Source organism: Dactylosporangium sp. CA-233914, from assembly GCF_050942935.1.
Lineage (GTDB): Bacteria > Actinomycetota > Actinomycetes > Mycobacteriales > Micromonosporaceae > Dactylosporangium.
In genome coordinates this window covers 7,236,116-7,256,659 of sequence record NZ_CP192030.1, presented here as the reverse complement: position 1 = coordinate 7,256,659, position 20,544 = coordinate 7,236,116, and the positions used below count along the sequence as shown (strand labels likewise).

General features: G+C 73.6%; 22 protein-coding genes. 9 read left to right on the top strand and 13 right to left on the bottom strand.

Annotation, left to right across the window (positions count from 1 at the left end):
• Positions 1–560: 560 nt before the first annotated feature.
• Positions 561–797, top strand: coding sequence for a hypothetical protein (locus ACQPY0_RS32580; RefSeq protein ID WP_432969063.1), 237 nt, complete (start codon positions 561–563; stop codon positions 795–797).
• 67 nt (positions 798–864) lie between these two features.
• Positions 865–1,296, top strand: coding sequence for a DUF4279 domain-containing protein (locus tag ACQPY0_RS32575; RefSeq protein ID WP_432969060.1), 432 nt, complete (start codon positions 865–867; stop codon positions 1,294–1,296).
• Positions 1,297–1,306: 10 nt separating this feature from the next.
• On the opposite strand, the gene ACQPY0_RS32570 is transcribed toward ACQPY0_RS32575, so the two are convergent.
• The gene (locus ACQPY0_RS32570) at positions 1,307–1,915 is read right to left on the bottom strand and encodes a LysR substrate-binding domain-containing protein (RefSeq protein WP_432969057.1); all 609 of its coding nucleotides are present in this window, start codon (positions 1,913–1,915) and stop codon (positions 1,307–1,309) included.
• 49 nt (positions 1,916–1,964) lie between these two features.
• Here ACQPY0_RS32570 and ACQPY0_RS32565 point away from each other — a divergent pair, with 49 nt between their 5' ends.
• On the top strand, positions 1,965–2,336 hold the full coding sequence (locus ACQPY0_RS32565; RefSeq protein ID WP_432969054.1) for a DUF5997 family protein: 372 nt from the start codon (positions 1,965–1,967) through the stop codon (positions 2,334–2,336).
• On the opposite strand, the gene ACQPY0_RS32560 is transcribed toward ACQPY0_RS32565, so the two are convergent.
• Entirely contained in the window at positions 2,333–2,803 is a 471-nt protein-coding gene (locus tag ACQPY0_RS32560; RefSeq protein ID WP_432969051.1) for a hypothetical protein, read from the bottom strand. The two genes, ACQPY0_RS32565 and ACQPY0_RS32560, sit on opposite strands and share 4 nt — an antisense overlap.
• An 80-nt stretch (positions 2,804–2,883) precedes the next feature.
• On the opposite strand from ACQPY0_RS32560, the gene ACQPY0_RS32555 reads away from it, so the two are divergent.
• Positions 2,884–3,207, top strand: coding sequence for a hypothetical protein (locus ACQPY0_RS32555; RefSeq protein ID WP_432969048.1), 324 nt, complete (start codon positions 2,884–2,886; stop codon positions 3,205–3,207).
• Between the two features lie 7 nt (positions 3,208–3,214).
• Here ACQPY0_RS32555 and ACQPY0_RS32550 read toward each other — a convergent pair whose 3' ends face one another.
• Positions 3,215–5,029 carry an AMP-dependent synthetase/ligase gene (locus ACQPY0_RS32550; protein ID WP_432969045.1) on the bottom strand — a complete coding sequence of 605 codons (1,815 nt, stop codon included), beginning with the start codon at positions 5,027–5,029 and terminating at the stop codon, positions 3,215–3,217.
• A 73-nt stretch (positions 5,030–5,102) separates the two neighbouring features.
• Between ACQPY0_RS32550 and ACQPY0_RS32545 the strand changes: the two genes are divergently transcribed.
• The 3 genes from ACQPY0_RS32545 to ACQPY0_RS32535 all read left to right on the top strand — a co-directional run bounded on the left by ACQPY0_RS32545 (position 5,103) and on the right by ACQPY0_RS32535 (position 7,657).
• Positions 5,103–5,693 (top strand): TetR/AcrR family transcriptional regulator, encoded by a 591-nt coding sequence (locus ACQPY0_RS32545; RefSeq protein WP_432969042.1) that lies wholly within the window; start codon positions 5,103–5,105, stop codon positions 5,691–5,693.
• A gap of 75 nt (positions 5,694–5,768) precedes the next feature.
• Positions 5,769–6,641, top strand: coding sequence for a dioxygenase (locus ACQPY0_RS32540; RefSeq protein WP_432969039.1), 873 nt, complete (start codon positions 5,769–5,771; stop codon positions 6,639–6,641).
• The gene (locus ACQPY0_RS32535) at positions 6,638–7,657 is read left to right on the top strand and encodes a maleylacetate reductase (RefSeq protein WP_432969036.1); all 1,020 of its coding nucleotides are present in this window, start codon (positions 6,638–6,640) and stop codon (positions 7,655–7,657) included. Before ACQPY0_RS32540 ends, ACQPY0_RS32535 begins: the two co-directional genes overlap by 4 nt.
• Here the strand turns inward: ACQPY0_RS32535 and ACQPY0_RS32530 are convergent.
• The gene (locus tag ACQPY0_RS32530) at positions 7,559–8,584 is read right to left on the bottom strand and encodes an EamA family transporter (protein ID WP_432969033.1); all 1,026 of its coding nucleotides are present in this window, start codon (positions 8,582–8,584) and stop codon (positions 7,559–7,561) included. The genes ACQPY0_RS32535 and ACQPY0_RS32530 overlap by 99 nt on opposite strands.
• A 40-nt stretch (positions 8,585–8,624) precedes the next feature.
• On the opposite strand from ACQPY0_RS32530, the gene ACQPY0_RS32525 reads away from it, so the two are divergent.
• Together ACQPY0_RS32525 and ACQPY0_RS32520 are read left to right on the top strand one after the other, a co-directional pair.
• Positions 8,625–9,167, top strand: coding sequence for a CGNR zinc finger domain-containing protein (locus ACQPY0_RS32525; RefSeq protein WP_432995472.1), 543 nt, complete (start codon positions 8,625–8,627; stop codon positions 9,165–9,167).
• 36 nt (positions 9,168–9,203) lie between these two features.
• Positions 9,204–9,638, top strand: a complete 435-nt coding sequence (locus ACQPY0_RS32520; protein WP_432969030.1) for an RDD family protein — start codon at positions 9,204–9,206, stop codon at positions 9,636–9,638.
• Positions 9,639–9,800: 162 nt separating this feature from the next.
• Here the strand turns inward: ACQPY0_RS32520 and ACQPY0_RS32515 are convergent, their stop codons facing one another.
• The 9 genes from ACQPY0_RS32515 to ACQPY0_RS32475 form a co-directional block, all read right to left on the bottom strand.
• On the bottom strand, positions 9,801–11,039 hold the full coding sequence (locus tag ACQPY0_RS32515) for a lysylphosphatidylglycerol synthase transmembrane domain-containing protein (RefSeq protein ID WP_432969027.1): 1,239 nt from the start codon (positions 11,037–11,039) through the stop codon (positions 9,801–9,803).
• Positions 11,040–11,085: 46 nt separating this feature from the next.
• On the bottom strand, positions 11,086–12,522 hold the full coding sequence (locus ACQPY0_RS32510) for a HAMP domain-containing sensor histidine kinase (protein ID WP_432969024.1): 1,437 nt from the start codon (positions 12,520–12,522) through the stop codon (positions 11,086–11,088).
• Positions 12,519–13,250 (bottom strand): response regulator transcription factor, encoded by a 732-nt coding sequence (locus ACQPY0_RS32505; protein ID WP_432969021.1) that lies wholly within the window; start codon positions 13,248–13,250, stop codon positions 12,519–12,521. The genes ACQPY0_RS32510 and ACQPY0_RS32505 overlap by 4 nt, the downstream gene beginning before the upstream one ends.
• Positions 13,251–13,271: 21 nt before the next feature.
• Entirely contained in the window at positions 13,272–14,012 is a 741-nt protein-coding gene (locus ACQPY0_RS32500; protein WP_432969018.1) for an FAD:protein FMN transferase, read from the bottom strand.
• A 26-nt stretch (positions 14,013–14,038) separates the two neighbouring features.
• Positions 14,039–14,476 (bottom strand): FMN-binding protein, encoded by a 438-nt coding sequence (locus ACQPY0_RS32495; protein WP_432969015.1) that lies wholly within the window; start codon positions 14,474–14,476, stop codon positions 14,039–14,041.
• 9 nt (positions 14,477–14,485) lie between these two features.
• The gene (locus ACQPY0_RS32490) at positions 14,486–15,880 is read right to left on the bottom strand and encodes a ferredoxin reductase family protein (RefSeq protein ID WP_432995470.1); all 1,395 of its coding nucleotides are present in this window, start codon (positions 15,878–15,880) and stop codon (positions 14,486–14,488) included.
• A 1,552-nt stretch (positions 15,881–17,432) separates the two neighbouring features.
• Positions 17,433–17,591, bottom strand: a complete 159-nt coding sequence (locus tag ACQPY0_RS32485; protein WP_432969013.1) for a hypothetical protein — start codon at positions 17,589–17,591, stop codon at positions 17,433–17,435.
• Between the two features lie 550 nt (positions 17,592–18,141).
• Positions 18,142–19,809 (bottom strand): GAF domain-containing protein, encoded by a 1,668-nt coding sequence (locus tag ACQPY0_RS32480; RefSeq protein ID WP_432995468.1) that lies wholly within the window; start codon positions 19,807–19,809, stop codon positions 18,142–18,144.
• Between the two features lie 17 nt (positions 19,810–19,826).
• A complete protein-coding gene (locus ACQPY0_RS32475) occupies positions 19,827–20,465 on the bottom strand; it encodes a response regulator (RefSeq protein WP_432969010.1) in 639 nt (212 codons plus the stop codon).
• Positions 20,466–20,544: the final 79 nt, after the last annotated feature.

Below are 20,544 nucleotides of genomic sequence, written 5' to 3'. Positions count from 1 at the left end.
GCTCGTACGCTGGCGATCCCATCGAACCACCCTCCCGAATGTGACGCCACCGAGCGAGCGGAGTCACGATGCTCAGCCGTCTGCCGCCCATCGTAGTGGCGGCGATCCAGCCCTACCTGACCACCAGTCTCAGCGCACGCCATTGCCGAGGACCCGGTTCTGCCGAGCCAGCGGTCATGACCGGCGTCAAGTCATTCGCGCCACTCCCCGCTGCAGGCGCACGCACATGCCCCGATCCGATCGCGACGCACCAATCCCGTAGATCGCCCTTCATCAGCGTGGCGTTTCGTGCCCGGACGCCCCGCCCGATGCTCGTCCCTGCCGCGAGCCACTCGTCGCCGAACGTGATGCGGGCCCGCGGCTGCTGGAGCCCTGCTCCTGCCGACGATCGTGTGCGCAACCGAAGCTGTCAGCATGAGGCGTCGCGGCGGACGCCGGCTCTTTGCCGGAATGCGAGTACGTCCGTCGCGTGGGGCAGCTCGATGGGCGGATCGGCTGCCCGCATCGCGAGGAGGCCCGGTATGTTGCCGCGGCGGATGGCATCGTCGATCATCTTCTGAGTGCTGGCCGGCAGCTGCTTCCAGGTCGCGGCGGCGGCACAGAGACCGCACAGCATATTGACGCGGTCACCGAGACTCGTCCAGGAATGTACACCGCTGCCCGGACAGAACCAGTCCAACAGCCAACACCCCGACGGCATCCTGGCGGATGGTGACACAGACCCGCTGGCCCAGGCCGAAGCCTGGGCGGTCAGCGTCATCAAGCCGACGCGCGGCGGGGCCGATGAGCGGGTGTAGCCAAAGCGGGGCTTGACGCCGAGAAACCGGTTGCGGGTGCCACAAGCGCACTGCAGCCTTGCGGCTTGTGGGCCAAGCTGAAACATACGTGACGCTGCGGATCACCAAGCCGGGAGTGTCTGCCGACGGCGTGACGGCGAAGCTGGGGATCGAACCCACCCATTCGCATGACGTTGGCGATCAGAAACCTCGCGGCACTCCTTACCGCCACATGATGTGGTCGCTCTCGACCAAGTCTCAGGGTTACGGACCCTTGAGTGAGCATCTAGCCACATTGCTGGATCGTGTTGAGCCGAAGCGGGCAGTTCTGGTTGAGATGGCCGCTGACAGGTTCGAAATGGACCGGTTCTGCTTTGTGTCCGTCGAGGGAAACGGGGGCGTTGTTCTCCAAGTCGATCTCCTACGACGTTTAGCCGCCCTGCCCGTCGTGGATAGACGCCCATGGGCGTTCGTATCTGCCGCGGTCCTTGTTGACGGGTGCTGCGGCCGTCCGGAATGAACGTGGATCGTCAGCGGGCGCGGCCGGTGGGGCGGCCGCGGGTGCTGTTGGCCGTCCTTCCGCGGACGATGCCGATCATCTCCTCGACCAGGTCCGTGTGGGCGTCGACCGGCCAGGACAGGGCCACCGAGGACGTCGGGGCGTCCGTCACCGGGCGGTACTTCACGTCGCGGCGGTGGTACAGCCGCGCGAGGGACTGTGGCACGACCAGCAGCCCCGCCGACGCCGCCACCCACTCGACGGCCTCCTCGGTCGTCTCCGGGCGCTGCGCCTCCTTCGGCTCCCAGTCCAGCACGTCGTCGAGGGGGTGCAGCAGCGGCTCGCCGAGCTCCAGCAGCTCAGCGACGGTCACCTCGTCGGCCGCGTTCAGGACATGCTCGCGCGGGGCCAGCACCACCGACTGCTCGGTGTAGAGCGGGATCGCGTGCAGCCGGTCGCGGTCGACCGGCGGGCGGAGCAAAGCCGCGTCCGCGTGGTCGGGCAGCTGGGCGGCCGCGTCGGCGGCGGCGACCGGGATTAGCTCCAGGCGGGTGTCCGGGCGGCGGTCCGACCAGGTGCGGGCCCAGCGGTCGATGACGACGCCGGGGACCACCGCGAGGCGGAAGACAGATGCGGTCACGGTACCTCCGGGCTCAGCCTACCGGCCGCCCAGTCGCTACCCTGAGGCGGTGAGCAAGTCGAAGCAGCCCCAGATGTTGAAGCCCGCCACCGTCGCGCAGAAGCTCGATGTGTATCTGCCGGCGACGCCGCGGGAGTTCCAGGACGGGTCGATCTCCCGCGAGGAGTTCGACGAGCTGCGGCGCAACCCGCCGCAGTGGCTGGTCGACCTGCGCCGCGACGGGCCGCACCCGCGCAACGTGGTCGCGGCGCGGCTGCGGGTGTCCAACAGCGGCCTGGCCCGCGGCGGGGTGACCGAGGCGCTCACCACCACCCAGATCGCGGACCTCACCGCCGACCCGCCGGAGTGGCTGCTGCGGGAGCGGGAGAGCTTCGCCGAGGTCCGCCGGGAGCAGCGCCGCCTGCAGGAGCGCCGCGACTAGGCTTCGAGCGTCGCGCTGAAGTCCGAGGTGGAGCCGGCCGGCCGCAGGCTGTGGATGCCGTCGCCGCGGACCAGGCGCAGCCCGTCCTCGTCGCGGGCGCGGCGCAGCGCGAGATGGACCCCGAAGGCGAGCACGGGCAGCAGGGCCACGCCGAGCACGGCGAACGCGACCGCCTGCCCGGAGCTCTGCGCGCCGGCGACCGGCACGACCAGCACGACGGCGAACGCGCCCGGCACCGTCGCCAGCCCCCGCCACCACAGCCGCAGTCGCCGCACGCCCGCGGCCCCGGTCACCGCGCAGGCGACCTCGGCCCCGCACTCACCGCAGACGAGCACCTCGACAACCCGCCCGGCCTCGGGCCGTGTGACCGGGATCGGATACAGCGCGTAGGTGCTCCACGACCCGCCGGTGCTCTCCCCGGACCCCGTCCGGTGGGCGAGCTGCCGGACCGGGGAATCAACCCCCATCGAAATACCATAGCGCGGGTGCCGGTCCGGGCCCCCTGCCGAGAGGCCGGGCCCGTGATGATCCCCTAGGATCGGCCCCGATGTCGTCTCGCATGTTGCAATCCGGGCTCGGGGTCGCGGTCGCGATCGTCGGCAACGGGCTTGCTGATCTTGCCGCGTTCGTTGCCATGCGGGCGCACGGGGGTGGGCTCGGGTGTGGGTCCTCGCTCGATCCCGGGGCGCGCTTCGCGCTGCTCACCGCGCTCGTGCTCGCCTACGGCGGTGCGCAGCTCGTGCTCGGCGGGGCCGCGTTCGGCATCTCGTACCTCGCCAAGCCGCCGGCCGCCTACTGGGCGGGACTGCGCGCCGGGTGGGCCGTGCTCGCGCTGCTGTCGGTCCTGTCGGTGTTCTACCCCGGCTGCTGAGCCGCGGTCACGGCTGGTCGTACAGCCCGTCCAGCAGCGGGCGGTAGCGGTCCTCGACGACGCGGCGGCGCAGTTTCAGCGACGGGGTCAGGTCGCCGTCCTCGACGGACAGGTGCCTGGGCAGCACCGCGAACCGCTTCACCGTCTCCCACGGCCCCAGCCCGGCGTTGAGGTGCGCCACGTACCGCTCGACTTCCGAGAGCAGCTCGGGCGCGGTGGCCAGCTCGGGCAGTGCAAGGGAAGCGAGGCCGTGCTCGGCGGCCCAGGCGCGGGCCGCGTCCGGGTCGAGGTCGATGAGGGCGGTGATGTGCTTGCGCCCCTCGCCGTGCACGACGACGTTGCCGGCCAGCGGGCACAGGGCCTTGAGCCGGGCCTCGAGGACCTGCGGGGCCACGTACTTGCCGCCGGAGGTCTTGATGAGGTCCTTCTTGCGGTCGGTGATGCGCAGCGAGCCCCGGTCGGTGATCTCGCCGACGTCGCCGGTGTGCAACCAGCCGTCCTCCAGGGCCTCGGCGCCGGCGTGGCCGTGATAGCCGGGCATGACGCCGGGGCCGCGCACCAGGATCTCGCCGTCCGGCGCGATCGCCACCGCCGTGCCGGGCAGGGGCAGGCCCACGGTGCCGTACTCCAGGTGCGTCAGCCGGTTCACCAGCGTGGCCGCCGACGACTCGGTCAGCCCGTAGCCCTCCAGCACCGGCAGCCCGACGGCGTCGAACCACGCGGCGAGGTCGGGCGCGAGCTTGGCGGCGCCGCTGATGAGGTACCGCATCCGCCCTCCGAACCGCGCGCGGACCTTGCCCAGGACGATCCGGTCGGCCACCGCGTGCGCCGCCCGCAGCCCCACGCCGGGGTGTGGCGTTGCCGAGCGCGCCCGGCCGAGCGTGACGGCCCAGTCGAACATTCGCCGGCGCAGGCCGCCGTCGCGGTGGACGGCGGCGAGGACGCCCGCGTGGACCTTCTCGAAGATGCGGGGTACGGCCGGCATGATCGTCGGCCGGACGACCGGCAGGTTGGTGATGATGCGGGTGACGTCGCCGTCGACCGCGGCGGCGTGGCCGATCGCGACCTGGGATGCGAGCAGGGTCTTGCCGAACGAGTGTGACAGCGGCAGCCAGAAGTAGCCGAGGTCGTCCGGTGTCGCGAGGCCGGTCGCCTGGCTCGCGATCGCCTCGTACAGCCAGCTGCGGTGCGGCAGTTGCACGCCCTTGGGCCGCCCGGTGGTGCCGGAGGTGTAGATGAGCGTCGCGAGGTGCTCGGGGCCGACGCCGGCGAGTGCTCGTTCCACGGCGTCGGGCCGTTCGGCGAGCAGGGCGCGGCCGCGCTCGCGCAGGGCGTCGAGGGAGCCGTCCTCGATGACGATCGCGTGCTCGACCGGGGAGCCGGGCGCGCGGACCTTCGCCAGGTGCTCGGCGCGCTCGACGATGGCGATGCGGCTCGCGGAGTCGGCGAGGATGTGCACGACGTCGTCGAGGGTCGAGGTCGGATACACCGTCGTCGTCGCCCCGCCCGCGCACATGATGCCGAGGTCGGCCTCGATCCACTCGACACGGGTGCCGGACATGATGGCGACCCGGTCCTCGGGTGCCAGGCCCAGTCCGAGCAGGCCGGCGGCGATCTCGGTGGCGGCCCGGTGCGTGCCGGCCCAGGTCTGGCTGCGCCAGCCGCCGTGGCCGTCCGGGCGCCGGTACGCCTCCGCGTCCGGCGTCGCCGCGACGCGGGCCTGCAGCAGCGCGCCGAGCGACGGCGGCGCGGCCCGCCAGAGGCGCTCGAACGCGGCGGTCTCGTCCGGCGGGGCGGTGCACGCGGTGTCGGGTGAGATCATCGGCGACCTCCCAAGCGGCTAACTTACAACCTGTAAGCTACAGCGTGTAACTTACCCGTAATAGAGTGCTCCTGTGAAGACCCGCATGACCCGGGCCGCCCGCGAGCAGCAACTGCTCGACGTCGCCGAGGACCTGTTCCTCGAGGCCGGCTACGAGCGCACGTCGATCGAGGACATCGCGCGGGCGGCCGGCGTGACGCGGCCGGTGGTCTACGAGCACCACGGGAGCAAGGAGGGGGTGTACCTCGCCTGCGTGCGCCGGGCCCGGGCGCACTGGAACCGCGAGATCCTCGCCGCGGCGTCGGCCAGCACCGACCCGCGGGAGCAGCTGGCGCTGGGCGCGGACGCCTACTACCGGGTGGTGGAGCGGGACCCGGCGCGGTGGCAGCTGCTGATCGGGGCCGGCGGCCTGGTCGCCGGGCCGCTCGCCGGGGATCTGCACCGGGAGCGGCTGCGCACCGTGAACCTGATCGCGGACCTGGTCGAGCCGCACCTGCCCGACGCCGATCCGCAGCGGGTGGACGCCTTCGCGAACGTCGCCTCCGGGGGCGCCGAGCAGCTGGGGCGGTGGTGGCTGGCGCACCCGGAGGTCCCGCGTTCGAAGGTCGTGGCGTACTACGTCGACACCGTGTGGCCGGCGTTCACCGCGATCCGGGCCGATTAGCTGTCGGGGCAGCCGGCGGCCGGTAATCCCGTCGGAAGGAGGAGTGCGGCGGGATGCCGAGGGTAGGCTGCCGCCATGTTCGCCTCCGCCATGTTCGACGAGGAGCATTCGGCCGATGTCGTCGCGGCGAGCTTCGCGGGCGCGCCCGACGAGCGGCTGCGGCAGATCATGGCGTCGCTGGTCCGCCACGCGCACGCGTTCGTCAAGGACGTCGGGCTCACCGGCGAGGAGTGGGCGGCGGCCGTACGCTTCCTCACCGAAACCGGCCAGATGTGCGACGCGACCCGGCAGGAGTTCATCCTCCTCTCCGACGTCCTGGGCATCTCGATGCTCGTCGAGACGCTCAACAACCGCTCCGTCGGCGGCAGCACCGAGACGACCGTGCAGGGGCCGTTCCACCTCGTCGCGTCCCCGCCGCGGGCCCTCGGCGACACCATCGACCTGGTCGGCTCCGGCGAGCCGTGCCTGGTCACGGGCTCCGTCACGGACACCGCCGGCGCCCCGGTCCCCGGCGCGCGCGTCGACGTGTGGCAGGCCGACGCCGACGGCTTCTACGATGTGCAGCGCCCGGATACCGTACCGGCGCAGAACCTCCGCGGCCTGTTCACCGCCGACGCCGAGGGTCGCTTCTGGTTCCGCACGGTGGTGCCGCGCCACTACCCGATCCCGTCCGACGGCCCGGTGGGGCGGCTGCTGGGCGCGACCGGCCGGCACCCGTACCGCGCCGCCCACATCCACGTCGAGGTGTCCGCGCCCGGCGTGCGCACGCTCACCACGCACGTGTTCGTCGCCGGATCCCCCTACCTGGACTCGGACGCGGTGTTCGGCGTCAAGGAGAGCCTCGTCCGCGCGTTCTGCACGGTCGACGACCCGGACCGCGCCGCGCGGCACGGCCTGCCGAACCCGTTCCGCCACGTCGACTTCCCGATCGTGGTGCGCCCCGCATGACCGTCTATGAGACCCTGCCGTGCCGGGTCGTCACCGGCCCCGGCGCCCGGCGCGAGATCCCCGGCGAGGTCGAGCGCCTCGGCGCCCGCCGGGTGCTGCTCGTCGCCACCGGCTCGGCCCGCGCGGCGGCGGACGAGCTCGCGGCCGCGCTCGGCGCGCGGTGCGCGGCCCGGTTCGACCGGCCCGCGGTGCACACGCCGGTCGAGGTGACCGCAGAGGCCTTCGCCGCGGCGCGAACGGCCGGGACGGACGCGGTCGTCGCGATCGGCGGCGGCTCGGCGGTCGGGCTCGCCAAGGCGCTCGCCGCGCGGAGCGGGATGCCGCAGCTGGCCGTACCGACGACGTATGCCGGATCCGAGGTCACACCGGTGCTGGGAGAGACCGAGCGGGGCGTGAAGACGACCCGCCGCGATCCGGCGCTCGCCCCGGGAACCGTCGTCTACGACCCGGAGCTGACGGTGTCGATGCCCCCGGGACTGACCCGGGCCAGCGCCCTCAACGCCCTCGCGCACGCCGTCGAGGCCCTGTGGGCGTCCGACGCGACGGCCGTCACCGACGCCCTCGCCACCGAGTCCGCGACCCTGATCCTGGCCACCCTGCCGGAGGTCCTCGCCGAGCCGGGGGCGCTGCCGGCGCGGACCCGCCTGCAGCAGGCGGCGTGGCTGGCCGGTCTGTGCCTGGCCCAGACGAGGATGGGCCTGCACCACCAGCTCGCCCACGTCCTCGGCGGCGCGTTCGGCCTGCCGCACGCGGCGCTGCACGCCCTGCTGCTACCGCACGTGCTGGCGTTCAACCTGCCGTTCGCCGAACCGGCGGCGGCGCGCCTGACCCGCATCGCCGGCCCGGACCCGGCCGCCGCGGTCGCCGCCCTGGCCCCGCCGACCCGGCTGCGGGACCTGGGCGTGCCGCACTCGGGGCTACGCGAGGTCGCCGAGCGGATCGTCGCCGCGCCGTACGCCAACCCCCGCCGGTTCGCGCTCGACGATCTCCTCGGACTGCTCGACGGGGCCTGGTAGCGGGTCGCCGTCGGCGCGCACCAGCGCGATCCCGGCCAGGACCACCAGCCCGCCGGCCAGCTGCCAGGCGCCCGGCCGCTGCCCGAGGGCGAGCCACGCGAAGACGACGGCGAAGAGCACCTCGGTCAGCCCGACGAACGAGGCGACCCGCGCGCCGAGCAGCCGGGACGCGGCGATGCCGGATGCGTACGCGAGGGCCGCGGCGACCACGGACAGCCCGGCGATCGGCACCAGCCAGCTCGTGCGGTGCCCCAGCAGCGTCACGTCGGCGGTCGCGGTGTGAAACGGCAGCAGCCCGGTGACGTCGAACGCGGCGAGGCCGAGCGCGCCGACGGTCATCGCCGCCCACGCCAGGGCGATCGGGGGCAGGGCGCCGTCGGCGCGGGAGGCCATCACGAAGTACACGGCCAGGCCCGTCCCGGCCAGCACGCCCCACAGCACGCCGAGCGGGTCGAGGCCGCCGCCGGCGGGGTCGAGCACGAGCACGAGGCCGGTCAGGGCGGCGATGCCGCCGGCGACGGTGCGGCGGCGGGGGCGCTGTGCGTGGCGCAGCCAGGCCCAGGCCACGACGAAAAGGATGCCGCCGTACTCCAGCAGCAGCGCGACGCCCACGTCGAGGCGGCGGACCGCGTTGAAGAAGAACAGCTGGCATCCGGCGACGGCGACGAGCCCGAACGCGAGCACCTCCGGCACGGCCCGGCGCAGCAGGGCGAACCGGCCGCGCAGCGACCACAGCGCCGGCCCGGTCAGCAGCAGCGCCGCGATCGCGACCCGGTACGTGACCACGGCCCCGGGCGTCCAGCCGGTCGCCATCAGCACGTCGGCGAAGATGCCCGACGTGCCGAACATGGCCGCGCTGGCCACCGCGAGCCCGAGGCCGGCCGCGCCGCGCCCCGTGTTGTTATGGGCAAACCGCGTTATGCTCATGACACGAACGTAGGCGGAGCTCGCGTAAGGAGTCAAGAGGATTTTTGCGCATGACACCGAGGCTGCCCTCAGCGCGACGGCGGCGCTCGTCAACACTGGCTCGCGCGACGGCGGCGAGGGGCTGCCCGACGTCGCGGCGCTGGACGCGTTCATCGACCGGTGGGGGTACACCGGCGTGCGCCGCCGCGACGAGGCCGAGCTCGCCGCCGTGCGCGCCCTGCGCTCCCGGCTGCGCGCGCTGTGGAGCGCCGGCGAGGACGAGGCCGCCGAGCTCGTCAACGCGATGCTGCGCGAGGGCCGGGCCCTGCCGCAGCTCATGCGCCACGACGGCTGGGACTACCACCTGCACGCCACCGCCGCCGACGAGGCCCTCGACGTGCGCATCCTGGTCGAGTTCGCGATGGCGCTGATCGACGTGATCCGCATGAAGGAGCTCGACCGGCTGCGGATCTGCGCCGCCGACGACTGCGACGACGTCCTGGTCGACCTGTCGAAGAACCGGTCCCGCCGCTTCTGCGAGCAGGGCTGCGGCAACCGGGCCAACGTCGCCGCCTATCGCGCTCGGCGGGCGGCCGGCCAGTAGAGTTGTGGTCGTCACTTTCAACAGGGAGGCTGGGCAATGGCGTACACGCGGGGATCCTTCGATGTCCACGTGACCGGCCGCCGGGTCGTGGCCACGATCATCGACGCGATCCTGTTCGGGATCGTCAACACGATCCTGACCGAGATCTTCAGCGCCGGCGGGAGCGCGTCGGGCTTCAGCGCCACGCGCCTGTCGACCGGCAACTGGATCGCGTTCGTGTTCGTGGTGGCGTACTACATCTACATGGAGGGCGTGCTGGGCCGAACCGTCGGCAAGATGGTCACCGGCATCCGGGTCGTCGACGAGGCCACCGGCCGCGCGCCGGGCGTCGGCAAGGCCGCCATCCGCACCGTGCTGCGCATCATCGACGGTATCTTCGCGTACCTCATCGGCTTCATCGTCGTGCTGTCCTCGCAGCGCCGCCGCCGCCTCGGCGACATGGCCGCCAGGACCCTCGTCGTCCGCGGCTGATCCCGATCGGGCGGCCCGCGGGGCGCGCATCGTCGCCGAGGTCGTTCGGTTGTCGAGGCCCGGCTGCCGTCCGGCCCGCGCGGCGTCCCGTGCCCGCCGGTGGCGACGTGGACCGGCCATCCGGTGCCGTTCTTCTTCGAGGACGACCACGTCGAGGTCGAGTCACCGGACCCCGCCACTGTGCAGCGCATGCTGGCGCTCGCCCCGGCCCGGCACGCCCGCGTCGTCGACGACGACGGCGGCGATCCGGTCACGCTCCGGCCCTGAGCCGCTGCCCGCGTCCGGCCTCAGCGAGCTCCAGCAGGCCAGGCCGATCGGCAGGATCGCCCAGCACGACAGCACCCGGTAGATGAGCACCGCCGCGGCCGCCGCGGCCGGGGCCGCGCCCGCCGTGGTGAGCGCGACCATGAGACTCGCCTCGATGACGCCGATGCCGCCCGGGGTGAGCGGGACCTGCCGGACGAGCTGGGCCAGCAGGTACGCGGTCGCGGTCGTCGTCACCGGCACCGCCAGCCCGGCGGCGTGCATGGCGGCGAGCAGGCAGGCGAGGTCGGTGAGCCAGTTGACGGCGGCGATGCCGAGCACCGCCACCCACCGCCGCACCGGCACCGTCCTGGCCAGCGCGAGCGTGCCCCGGCAGCTCGCCGCGGCCGTCCGCCCCGCCGCCCGCAACTTCCCCGCGGCCGTGTCCAGCAGCCGTCCGGCCGTGCCGGGCAGTCGTTCGCTTGTCTGGGTCGGCTGCTTGGCCGCGCTGGGCAGTCGCTCGCCCGTCTGGGTCCGCTGCTTGGCCGCGCTGGGCAGTCGCTCGCCGGTCCCGAGCCGCCGCCTGGCCGCTGCGGCTTCGCGGGTGGCCGTTGCGAGTGGCCGCGTGACCGTCTCGGGACTCTGCGTGGCCGCGACCCGGGGGAGTGCGAGGCCGGCGACCACCACCGCCGCGGCGGCCGCCCACAGCGTCCAGCCGGGCGGGTCGGCGAGGATCAGCAGGTACAGCACCGCGAGGCCCGCCGTCGACGCGACCGCCGAGAGCATCATCACCGCCGCGGCGATGCCCTCCGCGGCGCCGCGGAGGCGGTATTGCCGGAACGCGTAACCAGCCGAGATCGCCGAGCCGGCCGGCAGCGCCGTCGCCATCGCCGAGCGGGCGTAGCTCAGCGCGAGCGACCAGCCCGCCGGGATGCGGACCCCGAACGCGGCCATCAGATGCCGCTGCTGCTCGGCGAACGCGGCCATCGACAGCACCGACAGGGCGGCCGCCGCGGCGAGCCAGCCGGGGGTGGCCGCGCTCAGCGCCCGCCACGTGGCCGACGGTGACGGCAGGTGGTCGTGCAGGGTGTATGCCGCGAGCGCGACCCCGGCGGCGAGCAGGACCGGACGCCACCACCGGGCTGCGGACTGCCTCATGCGCCCCAGTGTCGGGACGCCGGGTAAGACCAGGGTCAGACGATGCTTAAGAGTCCCGTGAGAAAACCGGCAGCCGGACCGTCAGCACGGTGCCGTGCGGCTCGTTGGGCGCGACCGCGACGGCGCCGCCGTGCTGGGCCGCGGTCTGTGCGACGATCGCGAGCCCCAGGCCGGAGCCGGGCATGGAGCGCGCCGCCGCGGCGCGGTAGAAGCGGTCGAAGACGTGCGGCCGGTCGGCCTCGTCGATGCCCGGGCCGTCGTCACGCACGGTGAGCGTGCAGCCGCCGGCTCCGTCGGGACCGAGCGTGACGGTGACGGTACTGCCCGGCGGGCTCCACTTCGCCGCATTGTCGAGCACGTTCACCGCCATCCGCTCCAGCTCGCCCGGCCGCCCGAACACGGTTACCGGGGCGAGGCCGGCGTCGAACGTCAGCCCCGGCGCGCGGGTGCGCACCCGCTGGATCGCGGCCGCCACGACGTCGGCGAGATCGACCGGTTCGGGCTCCCCGCGCGCGGTCTCCTCCCGCGCGAGCTCGACCAGCTCGGTGGTGAGCGTCGCCAGCTCCGCGACCTGCGACTCGAGGTCCGCGAGGAGCTTCGCGCGCTCCTGCGGCGGCAGCCGGTGCGCGAGCTCCGGGCGCCGCTCGACCGCCAGCAGCAGCTCCACGTTGGTGCGGATGCTGGTCAGCGGGGTGCGCAGCTCGTGCCCGGCGTCCTCGACGAGCGTACGCTGGGCCCGCCGGGAGGCGTCGATCGCGCCGAGCATCGTGTTCACCGAGCGGCCGAGGCGGGCGATCTCGTCGACCCCGTGGACCGGCACCGGACGGGTCAGGTCCATCGTGGCCGCGACGCCCTCGACGGCCTCGGCGAGCCGCGACACCGGCGTCAGTCCCGCGCGCGCGACGCGCCGCCCGAGCAGCGCCGCGCCCGCGATCCCGACCGCGCTCCCGGCGACGAGCAGCGCGCCCAGCTGGGCGAGGGTGCGCCGGACCGGGTCCTGGTTGATCGCCACCTGCACGACCCCGCCGCCGGTCGCCGGGATGGTCAGCATCTGGTAACGGTCGCCGTTGATGGTGAGCTGCTCCTGCGCGGACCTGCGCCGCCCGGCCAGGACGTCACGTACGCCCGCGGTGACCGGCAGTGACGCCGAGTCGCTCACTGCGGCGCCGTCGGAGCCGACGATCTGCCAGCGGGCGCCGAGGTCCCGCGGCCGGTGCCGCCCGGGCGGGCCGTGCCCGGCCGGCCCCGGCCCGTAGTCCGGCATGGCGTCGGGCAGCTGCCCGGTGCTCGCCCGCCACTGCTCGGGCTGCGCCGCGATCGCCTGCGCGTCGGCGGTCAGCTGGGACTGGATCTGCCGGTGCTGAATCTCGAACACGGCCGCGAACGCGACGGCCGCCACCGTGAGCACGGCCACCGTCACCGCCCCGGTGACCAGCAGCGAGAGCCGGTCGTGCAGGGTGCGCCGGTGCCACCACGCGATCACAGCGGCTCCTCGCGCAGCACGAACCCGACCCCGCGCACGGTGTGCAGCAGCCGCGCCTCCCCGCCGGCCTCCAGCTTGCGCCGCAGATACCCGAGGTAGACATGGATGCTGTTGGAGGTCTCCCCGAAGTCGTACCCCCAGACGTGCTCGAACAGCACCTCCCGGGTCAGCACCTGGCGCGGGTGGCGCAGGAACACCTCGAGGATGGCGAACTCGGTCCGGGTCAGCCGCAGCGCCCGATCCCCGCGCCACACCTCCCGCGTCTGCGGGTCGAGCCGCAGATCGGCGAAGCGCAACCACCCGGACGCGTCCGCGGCGCTGCGCTCCTCCGGCGCGGCCTGCGCGGCGAGCATGGAGCGCCGCAGCAGCGCCCGCAGCCGAGCCAGCAGCTCCTGCAGCGCGAACGGCTTGATCAGGTAGTCGTCGGCGCCGGCGTCGAGCCCCGCCACCCGGTCGCCGACACTGTCGCGCGCGGTGAGCATGAGCACCGGCACCAGCACTCCGTCGGCCCGCAGCTCCCGGCACGCCTCGAGTCCGTCCATGACCGGCATGCTCACGTCGAGCACGACAGCGTCGGGCTCGGCCGCGCGGACCGACTCGACGGCCTGCTTGCCGTCGGCCGCGGTCTCGACCTGGTAGCCCTCGAACCGCAGCGTACGCGCGAGCGAGTCCCGCACCGCCGCGTCGTCGTCGACCACGAGAATCCGCACGCCCGCCTCCGTCGCCATGGGGTCACCCAGCAACGTCTATCACGGCCCGGGCCAGGCGGCGGTGACCTGGCACAGCCCGGACGCGGACACCAGCAGCCCGGCGTGGCCGTCGAGCGTCTCCAGCCACCGCAGGGCGAGCGGCCCGCGGGCCGCGGCGGCGGTCGCGTACACGTCGGCCCACAGCAGCTGCGGCCCCGCGACGGTCACCGACCGTACAGCGGTGGCGCTCTCGCCCGTGTGCGGGTCGCGGATGTGCCCGCCGCGGTGCGCTGTGCCGGACGTGGCGACTGCCCCGCCGTGGCGCTCCACGACCGCGAGCACCCGCCCGGGGTTGGCGGGGTCCTCGATCCCGATCCGCCAGGCCGGGGTGCCGGGCTCGGCGTGCACGAGGACGTCCCCGCCGGCGTTGAGGCACCAGGAGTACCGCTGAAGCTGCCGCAGATGTTGTGCGGCCCGCTCGACGGCCCATCCCTTCACCAGCCCCGACGGGTCGAACCGGGGTGCGGCGGTGCGCGGGTCGGGCAGCCCGCGCGGCTCGAACCAGCCGCCGGTGCGCTCCCGCGCCTCGTCGCACAGCGCCAGCACCTCGGCGAAGACCGGGTCCGCGTCGGCGACCGCCAGTTCGCCGCGCTCCCAGCGGGACAGTTCGCTGTCGTCGCGGTACGGGCTGAACACCGCGTCGGCCCGCCGCAGGTCGGCGAAGACCGTGGCGACCCGGTAGCGCACCTCGGCCGAGTCCGGCTCGTCGCCGCGCACGTGCACGCTAACGGGCAGCCCCATGATCTGCTCCACCCAAGCCCGCCGGTTCACGACAGGTGCGCCGCGTCGAGGGCCGCCTGTAGTGACTCCTTGTAACCGTTGCTGGTGACCGTCGCACCCGAGACCGTGTCGATGTGCGCGTTCTGCGCGGCGAGCGTCTCCCGCACGAGGATCGGCAGCGCCCGGGCGTTGATCTGCCGGTCGCGGCGGTTGCTGTTCGGGTATACCGGCACCGTGACCGCGGTGATCTTCCCGCCGGCGACGGTGATCGCGACCTGCACGTCGCCCCACCGGGTCGGCGCGGCCGAGCCGGTGTAGGTGCTGCCCCCGCCGCCAGTGCCGCCGGTGGCCGAGGTGCCGCCGCCCTCCGGGGCGGTGCCGGCGGCCGTGGCGGGCGCGGCGGTGCCGCCGAGGCTCGTGCGGTAGCTGAACAGCAACACCAGCGCGGCCAGGGTGGACAGCAGCCAGAGGGTGATGCGTCGCAAGGGTTGCTCCTACCAGGCGAACTGTTCAGTGTGGATGCGCTCGGGGGATGCCCCGGCAACGCGGGCCGCGGCTTCGGCGGCCTCGGTCCAGGCGCCGGGGCCGCAGACGTACACGTCGGCGGTGGCGATGTGCGGCGCGCAACGGCGCAGCGCCTCGGCGTCCGTGAGTCCGGCGGCCGACGCGGGCAGCCAGGAGCGGCGGCGGGCGCGGGAGCCGAGCAGGTACACGATGCGCACGCCACGGTGGCGGGCGAGCCAGTCGAGCTCGGCACGGAAGGTGACCTCGGCCTCGCTGCGGGCGCGGTACACCAGGGTGGCCGCGCCCGGTGCGTAGGGCAATTCGCCGAGTAGCGCCAGCAGCGGGGTGACCCCGATGCCGCAGGCGAGCATGACGACGTGGCCGCCGGCGTACGTCTCGCCGGTGAGGCGGCCGTACGGGCCCTCGATCAGTGCCCGGGTTCCGGGTCGCAGGCCGGCGACGCGGGCGCTGCCGTCGCCGAGGTCCTTGACGGTGATGCGCAGCATGCCGGTGTGCGGGGTCGCTGACAGCGAGTACGGATGGGAGCGGGACCAGCCCGGGCCGTCGAGGAAGCGCCATTGGAAGAACTGCCCGGCGCGTACCGGGAGCCGGTGCAGGTCGCGGCCGCGCAGGTACACCGAGGTCAGGCCCGGCCCCTCGGCGACGACCCGCTCGACGGTCAGGCGGTGCCGCGCGCTGCGCCACAACGGCAGCCCGACGCGGTAGACGAGCACGGCGCCGGCGGCGGCCGCGTAGAGGGTCCACCAGTAGGCGCGCGACCACGGCGAGGCGATGAAGTCGGCGCCGGTCCAGATCTGGTGCGGCAGGGCAAGGCCGACGCCGAGGTAGGCGTACAGGTGCAGCAGGTGCCAGGACTCGTACCGCAGCCGCCGCCGAGCCGCCCGCATCGAGGTGACGACGAGCATGACCAGCAGCCCGGTCCCCGCCGCCGCGAGCAGCATCCCGGGGTAGTTCACCGTGAGATCCCACAGCTCGCCGAGCACATCCGCGTCCGTAGTGGCCGCGTAGCCGACCGTGATGAGCACGATGTGGACGACCATGAGGTGGAACGAGCTGAACCCGGTCCAGCGGTGCCAGCGCGCGAGCCGGTCCTGACCGAAGGCCCGCTCGACGAGTGGTACCCGCGCCATGAGCAGCACCTGCAGCAGCAACAGGTCGGAGGCGATCAGCCCCGTGAGCCGCCCCAGCGCGCTGGTCGCCTCCGCCACCCCGCCGGCCATGCCCTGCAGCCCACGGTTCGCGACCCACAGCGCCACGACGACGAGCAGGCTCACAAACGCGGCCGTACGACCGGCGTCGGCCCACCAGCGCGGCGTGGCCCGCGACCGCGCGACCGCCACCGAAGCGACGGGCGTGGATGTCATTGTCACGAGACAACAATCGCCTCGGTGCATGAGAGCACCGGCGCGCGGTCCCTAAGAATTCGCTAAGAGCACCTCTTCTCACGCAATTCTTAGGCTCACCTGCGCGATGTCTTTAAGCGCCCTGCCGATGCTGATGGTCGATGTACCAGCAGACCCCCTTGGAGCGCAAGATGAGCGACGAACCTTCGATCCCGAACCGCCAGCCCGCGGACGAGCCCGCCGCCGCTCCGCCCCCGCCCGCCCCGGCGGCCCCGCCTGCCCCGCCGTCTCAGGTGGCCCCGGCGGCCCCAGCGTCTCAGGCTGTCCCGCCACCCCAGGCTGTTCCGTCCGCGCAGGCTGTTCCGTCCGCCCAGGACGGATCCGCCGACCCGGCCGGTGAGCCGCCCTCCTCGATTACGCCGAGCGCGGCGGCCGACCCACTCGTGCCGGTGGCCTTCGCCGCCGAGTCGGTTCCGGCCTCAGCCGCTCCGGCCGCCGCGCCCGGTGCTCCCGCCGCGTCCGGCGGCCCTGCGACGTCCGGTGGTTCTGCCGCGTCCGGTGGTTCTGCCGCGTCCGGTGGTTCCGCCGAGCAGGCCGCAGCCGGTAGGTACTCGCCGCCCGGCGCCGCCTACGCCGCACCGCCGCCTCCGGCCGGCCCTCCGCCCGCGTGGCGCAGCGGCTGGCGGGACGGCTGGCGCGGCCGCGGCCTGCTGATCGCCGGCGCGGCGCTGGTACTCGGCTGCTGCCTCGGCGCCGGAGTGACGGCGATCGGCGCGGCCGTGGTTGGCCACCATCACGGCCCGCACGGCACGGGTCCTCGCTTCGATCGCCAGGACCACTACCGCGGTGGCGATCCCCGCGACGGCCGTGGCCCGGGCTTCGGCCACCCCGGCGACCGCCAGGACCGCAACTGGCCCCCAGCCCCGGCCGCGACGACTCCGGCGGCTCCAGCCCCGACGACCCCGGGAGCGCCAACCCCGTCGGCCTCCTGATCGCCGATCCCGTCGGTTTCCTAATCGCCGACCGGTAACAACGGCACACCCGCATCCAGATCGAGGTCCTCCCGCACCTCCGCCTCGGTCGGCATCCCGCACCTCCGCCTCGGTTGGTCCCCTGGTCGCCGGCTCGGTCGGCCTCCTGGGCGTCGGTTCTGCCGGCCTCCTGGGCGTCGGTTCTGCCGGCCTCCTGGGCGTCGGTTCTGCCGGCCTCCTGGGCGTCGGTTCTGCCGGCCTCCTGGGCGTCGGTTCTGCAGGCCTCGTAGTGGACACAGCGGGGCGTCATCGCAGGAGCCGATGGCGCCCCGCTGTCGGTTCAGCAACCCGGCGGCGTCGTGTGGTGTTCACGGGCGGGTGCTTGGAGGCCGTCATCACTTCCGACACCTGGGCTGCCAATCGCCTCGGCCTCTCTCCGTCCGGTCCCGGCGTCGGCGTGGTCTCGCGCTGTTCACCATGCTCCGGCGGCGCAGCTCTCCGCGACAGTCACTGTCGGTGGCGCGGATTACGAATTATCGGATTACCGGCAATTGCTAATCCGGTAATTCGGCTACGCTCACACGGCGTGACGACGGTCGCGGTCAGGGGATCGAGACAGCACCGGCTGGGGCGGGGACGTGGCGGTCCAGAGCTTGCCATACGGCCGGCACGGTGGCGAGCGCCGCGTCCGCGACCTCGTCGGTCTCGCGAAGCCAGGCCAGGTGCCGCGCGGCGTGGGTGGCCACGGCGTCGGTGGCCACGACGTCGGGGCAGATGTGGAGCGGGCTCGGCCGCCGCGGGTCGGGGGAGCGGGCGGTGCCGTGGTCCTCTACATCGACACCCTCACCGGTGACGCACGGCTCGGGCAGGGGGCGCGCCGGTGGTTGGCGGCGTCGAGGATCGCGGCGTAGGTGAGGACGACCTGGCCGGCCGCATACCGCCATGATGTCGAGTGCAGCAAGGCCAGGGCCGCCGGGGCGCCGGTGAGGGCAGTGGCGACCGTATCCGGCTGTCACCGCCGGTGACCGTCACGGTGCGGGTGTCGTAGTGCAGGTCGCCGTCCCAGGCGCCGAGGACCAGAACCGCGTTGGGGCGCAGCGTGACGGCAACAGGTCGCGGTTGCGGCGCCGGCGTGCGTGGGAGAGGGCCTGGTTACGGCGGCGGTGCGGTTTCAGCGTGGCGTGCGGGGGAGAAGAGCCCGGCTGCGGGACGCGCGGTCGTGGCAGGGCGGCGAGCGTACGGCCGCGGTGGGGTGCCGCCTGCAGCGGCCAGCTCCGCGTGATGCGGGAGCAGGTGCGGGTGGGGGCGCCGCTACAGGGGCACGCTCCAGGTGATGCGGGTGCCGCGGCCCGGGGCGGGGGTGGCCGTGCAGTCGCCGCCCAGGTCCTTGGCGCGGGCGCGCATGTTCGGCAGGCCGTGGCCGGAGGATGCCGGCTCGTCCGGCAGGCCGCGGCCGTCGTCCTCGACGAGTAGGTCCAGGCTGCCGCCGCCCACCGCGATCGTCACCCGGACCGACGCGGCCCGCGCGTGCTTGGCGACGTTGCTCAGCGACTCGCGCAGTACGGCCAGCAGGGCGGTCCGGGGCGCGTCGGGAACGGCGGTGTCGACCGGGCCGTCGATGCGCAGGGTGGGGCGGAAGCCGAGGGACTCCGTGGCCTCCTCGACCAGGTCGCGAATCTCCTTGCGCAGGCTGTGCTGGCCGGCCCCGCGCAGCTCGAAGATCGCCCCGCGGATGTCGCGGATCGTGGTGTCCAGGTCGTCGGTGACGCGGCTGATGCGGCCGCGGACGTCCTCCTGGGTGCTGCGGTACGCCGCGCCCTGCAGCTGCATCCCGGCCGCGAAGAGCCGCTGGATGACGACGTCGTGCAGGTCGCGGGCGATGCGCTCGCGGTCGCCGACGACGGCGAGCATTTCGCGTTCGTCCTGGGCGCGGGCGCGCTCCAGCGCCAGGGCAGCCTGGCCGGCGAACGTTTCGACCATCGCCAGCTCCAGGCCCTCGGTGATCGGGGTGCTCTCCTTGCCGAACGCGACCACCAGGGCGCCCAGGGCCACGCCGCCGACGGCGAGCGGCACGAGCAGGGCGGTGCCGGTCGGCAGGAGGATGGGCCAGTTCGCGGCGGCGCCGAGGTCGGTGATCACCGCCACATGCCGCTGCTGCAGCACGTCGGCGAAGTCGCTGCCGGCGACCGGGATCGACCAGCCGGTCGCGTTGGCGGGGGTGCCGACGGCGACCTCGACGGTGAGGCGCTCGCCGTCGTCGCCGCTCAGCAGGACCATCGCGAGCTCGGCGCCGGCTACCTCGCGGGCGCGGGTCGCGACGAGTTCGAGGGCCTCGGTGCGGCGGACCTCTCCCAGCAGTACCGACGTGATCTCCGCGGCGGCGACCAGCCATCGCTGCCGGCGCTCCGCCTGGGCGAAGAGGCGGGCGTTGTCGATCGCGGCGCCGGCCGCCACGGACAGCGCCGCGACCAGGTCCTCGTCGTCCTGGGTGAACTGCTCGCCGCCGTGCTTCTCGGCGAGGTACAGGTTGCCGAACACCTGGTCGCGGATGCGCACCGGCACGCCGAGGAAGCTGTGCATCGGCGGGTGGTTGGGCGGGAAGCCGTACGCGCGGGGGTGCTGGGTGATGTCCTTGAGCCGGATCGGGCGCGGCTCGTCGATGAGCAGGCCCAGCACGCCGTGGCCGCGGGGCAGGTCACCGATCTCGGCGCGCTGCTCGGCCGTCACGCCGTGGTTGATGAACTCCACCAGCATCCGGTCCGTGCCGATGACGCCCAGCGCGCCGTATCGCGCATCGGCGAGACGACAGGCCGCCTCGACGATGCGCTCCAGCGTGCTGTGCAGGTCGAGGTCGGAGCCGATCGCGACGACCGCGTCGAGCAGCGCGCGCAACCGCTCCCGGCTGGTCATCACCTCGCCGACCCGGGCCAGCAGCTCCTGCAGCAACGCGTCGAGGTCGACCCGGGACAGTTCCGGCAGCGGCAGCGGCAGCGACGTCACGGCTTCTTTTGTAGCAGGCGCGACGCGAGCACCGCCGCCTGCGTGCGCCTCTCCAGCCCGAGCTTGGCCAGCAGGCTGGAAACGTAGTTCTTCACCGTCTTCTCGGCCAGGAACATCCGCTCGGCGATCTCGCGGTTGGTCAGGCCCTCCGCCACGTGGAGCAGGATCTTGCGCTCCTGCTCGGTGAGGTGCTTGAACTCGTCGGGCTGCTCGGGGCCGTTGCGGATGCGCTCCAGCACGCGCGCGGTCACCGCCGGGTCGAGCAGGGACTGCCCGGCCGCCACGCGGCGTACCGCGTCGACGAGGTCGGTGCCGTGGATCTGCTTGAGCACGTACCCCGACGCGCCCGCCATGATCGCCGCGAACAGGGCCTCGTCGTCGTCGTACGACGTGAGGATCAGCGCGTTGATCGACGGGTCGATGGAGCGCACGTCCCGGCACACGTCGATGCCGCTGCCGTCGGGCAGCCGCCCGTCGAGCACGGCGACGTCCGGCCGCAGCGCCGGGATGCGGTGCGTGGCCTCGACGGCGGATCCCGACTCGCCGACGACCTCGATGTCGCCTTCGCGCTCGAGCAACTCACGCAGGCCGAAGCGGACGACTTCGTGGTCGTCGAGCAAGTACACCCGGATCATAAGACCCTTTCTAGCGCCCATTGTCGTGCCCCGCCAGGGAACAAAGGTCCCGGGTTCGGGACTTTCGGCACTGTACCGG